The sequence below is a fragment of the Chloroflexus sp. MS-G genome (genome assembly GCF_000735195.1).
Classification (GTDB): Bacteria; Chloroflexota; Chloroflexia; order Chloroflexales; family Chloroflexaceae; genus Chloroflexus.
Window position 1 is genome coordinate 1 of record NZ_JPIM01000161.1, and the last position, 7,485, is coordinate 7,485.

Below are 7,485 nucleotides of genomic sequence, written 5' to 3' on the forward strand. Positions count from 1 at the left end.
CCAGCGGGTGAACGTGTGCACATTGCTCCTGGGAGCGCGGGCCGCTGGCCCGCATGTGACTGCAGGAGCCTAGGAGAGGAACCTGAGAGCACTGGCCTCTGGCCCGCAAGGGAATGCGAGGGTCGCTTTGGTATGCCGTGTCGGGTTAAGGTGGTGCCGTGTCCGTGCTGCAGAACGCACTTGGCATCCCCTACCGGTTCCATACCGGGTGAGGAATTGGGAGTTTGTGCCTCTCACACTTCTCATCACCTGCACTCATTATCGGCTGCGGAAACTCAGGCTTCCGCAGCCTCATGAGGCAGAAACCATACCGGCACGTGCTGAGAGGTGAGAGAATGCACTAAAGTTTCCCAGACACTGCTCTGCCCAAATGCTAATCTATGCGTCGCTCACTAAAATCGCGACCGTCGAACGAAAGTAGACGTCGCTTCTCTTCGATGACCGTTTCCAGATGGACAGGCCGCGTCCAGATTTTATACAAGTTGCGCATCGTCTCACGGGCATAGTCCATCTTGAGATCAACGCCTTCGTGGCGATGGCGTAAGTAAAGTTCACCCCGGTTGCCGTAATTACCATCTTCGACAAAGATGACCGGCTGGCCAAAATTGGTGAGCCGGAAGAGCAATTTCTCTTTGACCTCTTTGAACTCGCGTGAAGCAATCTCGTAGAGATCGGTATCGCGATTGTAGCGGAAGGTAAAGAGTTTCTGCTCCATCACGAATTCTGGGGTGAGGAATTCGTCGATAAATGTCACATCGTTGTAGAGTCGGCGCACCTCGAAAATCTTCTGGCGACCGAGACCGAGCTGTTTATCCCACGAGCGTTTGAGAGCGATGTCATCACACTCTTCGTACTCTTTGCCGAATTTACCCTTGTTCCAGCGATCCTCAATATCGCGCAGGAGTTCTAGCCCCAGTTTGTAAGGGTTGAGCCGACCACCGCTTGTCGCGACCACGCCCGAATGGAGATCGGCAAATGAGATGATCTCGGCAGCCGAAGCGACACGCTGGGTCATAATGGTGCTATGCCAGTAACTATTGTGGTTGATGAACCCCTGCGCAGCGTAGCGATGCGTTTCGGTGACCGAAATATCGTACACATCGGCACGACCGCGTTCAATGGCAACAATCTCGTCCGTCCAGGTAACAGGGGGCGACGGTGTGGTGTAGGCACGTTCAAGAGCCGTAGGATCATCGATCTGCAATGTTGTCTCGATCCGGCGCGCCAGGACACCCAGGTTTGCCAGCAGCAGTTGCACCGTCTGAGCAAGTTCGATACTGACGCAGGGAATGGTCAACTCTTGGGAAGTACCGACAGCACCGGCGATGAAAGCGCGCAGGAATGCGACGACCTGTGGTCGCGGTGAACGGCGGATGGCGTCTAGCGCACGGTGATCGGGATGCGTTACACAGCGCTGGCCGATGGCCGTCGCCATAGCTTCATCAACAACTTCTGTCGGAGCAGAGTGATAACGATGGCGACGCGATGGTAACGATGGACTGGTAGTAGCACTAACGGTTGCCAGCACCTGCGGCAATGGTATGCGACGCCGCAACCGTGCCGGCTGCGTGGCCCACAGCTCCGTACCACCGGCTATACGTACCTGATCACCAACGCGAAGGGCATCGAGCCGACGCCACTCGCCAGAAGCCAGCATAACACGGTGATTGAACGATCCGGTCAGCGTAAAACCGGCACGGGTATGAATGGTTACAGTCGGATAAGCGGTGAAACAATTCCAATCGTACACCGTCTGTTGCCGCTCGCCATCGCTTACCTGTGACCGATAACGGCGCGAGACCAGCTCACGCAACGGGATAATGCCACGGTCGGTCGGGATCAGACTATCACCGTGGAGGCATGCCCATCCCTCGTTCAGAATTTTGGTCATGCCCTGTGGGGCGAAGTAATAGGCTTCATCGCGAATGATTTCGAGTACCGTATGCTGCCAGTTTTCGAGGGGGGCAAAATTCATCAAAAAGAGCAGGACATCACGTTGTGGATTCTCTGGAAAGCGACGCTGACGGGCACGCTCCTCCTCGAGTTTTCGGCGCTGGGCTTCAAGAAACTCTGGTGGATTGATGTAATCGCGCATGTACTCACGTTCGACCGGTAAGCCCTCGACGACCGGTGGCTCTTCGTCGCTCACGATAGGGCGCGGTGTCACCGCTTCGGGGCGCCGAATATACGGAGCGTGGTAATCGATCAGGTTTTCCAGCGACAGACAGGTGTCAATGAAATCTTCAACCTGATCGTAGCCGATTCGGTCGATAATGCGCTGAATGCGGGCAGCGTGGTTTGCCATGGTGTCGAGCATCTTGCGATTGGTGTGGGCAAACCACATATTATTCTTGAAGAAATCGACGTGACCGGTGACGTGCGCCATCACCATCTTCTGCGTCACATCTTCGTTGCCCTCGAGCAGGTAAGCGTAAGCTGGGTTGTTGTTGATCACCATCTCATAGATGGTACTTCCCGTCCAGACATGGCCCTTGAGCAACTGATCGTACTCCATACCGAATCGCCAATGGGGATAGCGCGTTGGGAAGCCGCCAAACGCCGCTACCTCATACAGGGTTCGGTAATCGAGCACTTCGTAGATAATGGGGAAGAAATCAAGGCCATACTCACGGGCAATCTGCTCGATCTCCTGTCGTGCTTGTTCGAGATGAGCGGGAAGGCGGGTACTTTTCATACGCACACCAAATCGGGCTAGGGCGATCAGCGGCCTTTGCCGAGGAAGGCGCGGATCGCATCGTAAATATCGTCACGATCGGCAATTTCGGCGATCACAATGCGGTCATCGCCGCGCAGGTATTCTTCAAGGTCATGGGCAAAACGCCCAGAGCCGTAGAGCGAACGAACCTGGCCGTAACAGAAGAGATTCACTTTAGGCAGGAGTTCACGCTTGAGCAGTTCCACACATTCACGGGTATCACCACCGCCCCAGTTATCGCCATCGGAAAAGTGGAACGCATAAATATTCCACTCGGTCGCCGGATAACGCTCGTCGATCAGGCGATTGCACAGTTTGTAGGCCGATGATATTTTGGTACCGCCACCTTCACGGATATGGTAGAAGGTCTGTTGATCGACTTCTTTGGCAGCGGCGTCGTGGACGATATAGCGAATTTCGATGGACTTATACTGTGAGCGCAGCCAGGTCTCGATCCAGAAGGCGGTCATCCGCACCAGCTCTTTTTGTTCGGTACCCATCGAACCCGACACGTCCATCATATAAATAATGACGGCGTTACTTTCGGGCATAAGGGTTTCTTTCCACGAACGATACCGCATATCATCGGGGATCGGGATCACCACTGGGTTGTTGATATCATACTCACCAGCAGCAATCTGGCGGCGAAGTGCTTCGCGGTACGTTCGCTTGAAATGGCGGAGCGAATTTGGACCGGTACGTCGGATACCGCTATACTTGTCCTTCTCGCTAATCAGATTCTTCTTGCCCTTAGGCTGAATGTTGGGCAGTTGCAACTCTTCACCCAGGATTTGGGCCAGTTCTTCAATCGAGACATCAACTTCCAGAATATGTTGACCGGGTTCAGCACCCGCCTGCCCAGCGCCAGGTTGACCATCGCCCTGCGCTATTGGGTCACCGATGTTACCATCGCCTTGCCCAACACCACCAGCCTGTTTAGCACCATAGCGAAACTGAGGTATATCGATCTGCGGCATTGGAATGCTGACAAAGCGCTTACCCTGCCGTCCGATCAATTCACCTTGCGACATATATTTGCGCAGGTCTTTTTTGATCCGCCCGCGTACAATTTCACGGAAGCGGCTGAGATCGCGTTCAGCACGTTTCATTGACATCGCCATAGGAGTACCAATCCTGGTAACGGAGGAGGGCGACACGGCGCCCTCCTCGATGCCGGTTGTCGGTTGAGTGTTGAACAAGCTACTGCCGAGGCTTAGCGACGTGTATCACCACGGGCAAAGATCGAAGCCACGTAGTTGAGCACATCAGTCGCCGACTGCTCGTTGTAGCCGAAGTCACGGATCAGGCGAGCCTTCACCACGTCAATCTTTTCCTGCGTATCGCGGTCGATCACGCGCGAAACGAGCGATGTGAGCTTGATGCTATCTTTCTGATCTTCGAAGAGCTTCAGCTCGAGCGCCTTGTGGAGCCGCTCGTTCGTGCGGTAATCGAAGGTCTTCCCTTCAATTGCGAGGGCGCCGATGTAGTTCATAATCTCGCGGCGGAAGTCATCTTTACGCGACTCCGGAATATCGATCTTCTCCTCGATACTGCGCATCAGACGCTCATCAGGCTCTTCGTACTGGCCGGTATAGCGGTTGCGCACCTTCTCGCGCTGGGTGTAGGCCTTGATGTTATCGATGTAGTTTGCGCACAGGCGCTTGATCGCCTCTTCATCGGCTGAGATCGCCCGCTGGACCTCATTTTTCACTATCTCCGTATACTCTTCGCGGACAATCGCCAGCAGATCACGGTAGCGCTTGCGCTGCTCTTCATCGGTGATGAGTGCGTGGTTCTTCAGCCCACTCTCTAGCTCGTTGAGCACCATGAAGGGGTTGATGTAGCCTTCTTCCTGGTTGCTTACCAGCGCGTTCGATATTTTATCCTGGATGTAGCGCGGTGAAATGCCCTCCATCCCTTCACGTACCGCCTCTTTGCGCAGCTCTTTGATGTTGTCTTCGGTAAAGCCGGGTAGTGTTTTCCCATTGTAGAGTTTGAGCTTTTGCAAAAGGGTGAGGTTCGGCTTCTTCGGCTCTTCGAGACGGGTCAACACGGCCCACATTGCCGCCATTTCGAGCGTATGGGGAGCAATATGGACACGAACCTTCTTCTTGTTGAAGTCGCGCTCGTAGATACGCACTTCGTCGCGCAGGCGCGTGACATACGGGATGTCGATGCGCACAGTGCGATCTTTGAGCGCTTCCATGAATTCGTTGTTTTCCAGGCGGCGATACTCTGGCTCGTTAGTATGGCCGATAATGACCTCATCAATGTCGGTCTGCGCAAACTTCTTCGACTTGATGCGGTGCTCCTGAGATGCGCCAAGCAGATCGTAGAGGAAGGCGACGTCGAGCTTGAGCATCTCGACGAACTCAATAATGCCACGGTTCGCGATATTGAACTCACCGTCGAAGTTGAAGGCACGAGGATCAGAATCAGAACCGTAGATGGCAATCTTACGGTAGTTGATGTCACCGGTTAATTCGGTGCTATCCTGGTTCTTCTCATCTTTGGGCTGGAACGTACCGATCCCGATGCGATCCTGCTCGCTGAAGACTAGCCGGCGTACCCGCACGTGGTTCATTACCTTCAGCCAATCGCCTTCGTAGCGCTGCATGAGTTCGCGGAAGTGGAAGCGACAGACCGGACAGAGATCACCTTCGATACGAATTTGACGATCCGGGTCAAGCCCTTCATTGATCCGCTCGATAAAGGTTGTCCGTAATTCACGAGGGATGAGGTGGAGTGGCTCTTCATGCATCGGACACTTTTCCCACTCCGATTCGGGAACCTTGCGCCAATCGAAGGTATCATGATTCTCGATGATGCCGGGATACCAGTCGTAGGTGTAGAGTGCGCCTTCCTCGGTGCGCGAGTAGTGTTCGAGACCGCGCTTGAGACGGCGGACGATGGTTGACTTCGAGGAACCGACCGGCCCGTGCAGTAGGAGCACTCGTTTCTCGGTACCATACCCGCGTGCAGCACCTTTAAAGAAGTTGACTAGCCGCATGAGTGGAATTTCCAAACCGAAGATCGCGTCGTCGCCATCGAACGATTCGTCGGAAAAGAACTTGTAACGAATCAAGCGCTTTTTGGCGTCGATAAACTCCTCGGTTCCATACGACATAATCATGTCGTAGACCCGCTGAAACGCATTACGGGCAACTTGCGGTTTGCGGGTGACAATATCGAGGTAATCAGCGAAGGTACCGCGCCAGTTGAGCTGTTGAAAGCGGCGACGATCCTGCTGCTCGCCAATCATCTTCATCAACTCAAAACCGGATAGAGTCATGTTCATACATCCTCCTGCTGAGGGATTACTCCACCGCCAATCCGGCGGAGTGTGTTAGTTCGTTGCAGCATGCATCAACCATTCGGGTGATGCTGCTTCTACCGGGATGCCAACGTGCAGGGTACAGACTGGCTTTTCTGCGGCGGTGTTGCCGCGTGCCAGTGAGCTCGCGCGCCGTATGGGACAGCTATGCGTGCTCTGGGAAGCGGTACGAGGAATCTTTCAAGTAAGGGTATTATATCAAGGTGTTTCGCGCCCGTCAAGGACTTTATGTCGTGTTGATCATTTGTTCAGAAAGGAACTTCGATGATTGAAGTAGACCTGGTATTGTTTGTCATTCTTGGTCTGTTTACTATTCTCGGTCTGTACTGGGGTATTATCCGGCAAGTGCTGGCAGTGGTAGGATTTATTGTCGGCTTTATGCTGGCCGGGCAATACGGTAATGAGGTAGCAGTCTGGCTGGGTTCGTTTATCACCGATCCCAATCTGGCGCAGGGATTGGGCTTTATTGCTGTGTTGCTTCTGGTAAGCGGCATTGCCAGTTTGCTTGCATCGTTGTTGCATTCACTGGCGGGGCTGGTCTTCTTGGGATGGCTCGATCATCTGCTGGGTGCGCTGCTGGGGTTAGTCCAGGGATTGCTTGCCGTCACAGCACTGCTGATCGTTCTGGTGGTCTTTCCCGTTGAGCCGTGGAGCAGCTTGCTCCGTAGTTCCCTGTTAGCTAGCTGGATGTTACGCCTCGGCGAGCCGCTCACGCTGTTGCTGCCTGAACTATTTGTAACCGCAGTGCGCACGTTTAATGAGTTTGGGATTTTGCCGTAAGGCGGTACCGGCAGGGGCCGATTCTGGACGACGCTAGATCACCTTTCCCCTAGCCCCCTTCCTCATTCCATTAGGTGAGCGAAAGGGGAGGGTGAAGCTCGTAGCAGCCTGGTGCACCGGCGGATAGCCTGCTTCCAGCCGTGCAAGAAGATGGCGACACACACCATCATGCAGACGCACGAATGGGGCAGCGTGTAAGGCAGTGAATAGCGGAGATAAATGGCTACACAATCGACGGTGTTTTTCACAGAATTGGTATAACGCCGGAATACACATTGTTGATCAGATGTTTGGGGTGATAGCATTGTATAAAGCTGCGGTACCCCTGGAGTCAAGCCGAATGATCGTCTCTGGATGTACAGGCGCAGCACTGCTGCGCCCTGACCGAATCTTCTTCTGCAATATGAGGTACTCACGATGCGGGCCAGAGGCCCGCGTACCCAGGTGCTTGCGATGCGGGCCAGAGGCCCGTGTACCCAGGCGCACACGATGCGGGCCAGAGGCCCGTGTACCCAGGTGCTTGCGATGCGGGCCAGAGGCCCGCGTACCCAGGTGCTTGCGATGCGGGCCAGAGGCCCGTGTACCCAGGCGCACACGATGCGGGCCAGAGGCCCGTGTACCCAGGTGCTTGCGATGCGGGCCAGAGGCCCGCGTA

General features: G+C 54.6%; 4 protein-coding genes. 1 reads left to right on the plus strand and 3 read right to left on the minus strand.

What is annotated here, in order from left to right:
* Nucleotides 1-373 precede the first annotated feature (373 nt).
* From JE47_RS0118760 to JE47_RS0118770, 3 genes are all read right to left on the minus strand, one after another.
* Nucleotides 374-2,695: a SpoVR family protein gene (locus JE47_RS0118760; RefSeq protein ID WP_031461220.1), complete on the minus strand. Its 2,322-nt coding sequence runs from the start codon at nt 2,693-2,695 to the stop codon at nt 374-376.
* A 26-nt stretch (nt 2,696-2,721) separates the two neighbouring features.
* The gene (locus JE47_RS0118765; RefSeq protein WP_031461221.1) at nt 2,722-3,831 is read right to left on the minus strand and encodes a DUF444 family protein; all 1,110 of its coding nucleotides are present in this window, start codon (nt 3,829-3,831) and stop codon (nt 2,722-2,724) included.
* Between the two features lie 98 nt (nt 3,832-3,929).
* On the minus strand, nt 3,930-6,008 hold the full coding sequence (locus JE47_RS0118770) for a PrkA family serine protein kinase (RefSeq protein ID WP_031461222.1): 2,079 nt from the start codon (nt 6,006-6,008) through the stop codon (nt 3,930-3,932).
* 306 nt (nt 6,009-6,314) lie between these two features.
* On the opposite strand from JE47_RS0118770, the gene JE47_RS0118775 reads away from it, so the two are divergent.
* On the plus strand, nt 6,315-6,830 hold the full coding sequence (locus tag JE47_RS0118775) for a CvpA family protein (protein ID WP_031461223.1): 516 nt from the start codon (nt 6,315-6,317) through the stop codon (nt 6,828-6,830).
* The last annotated feature ends 655 nt before the right edge of the window (nt 6,831-7,485 follow it).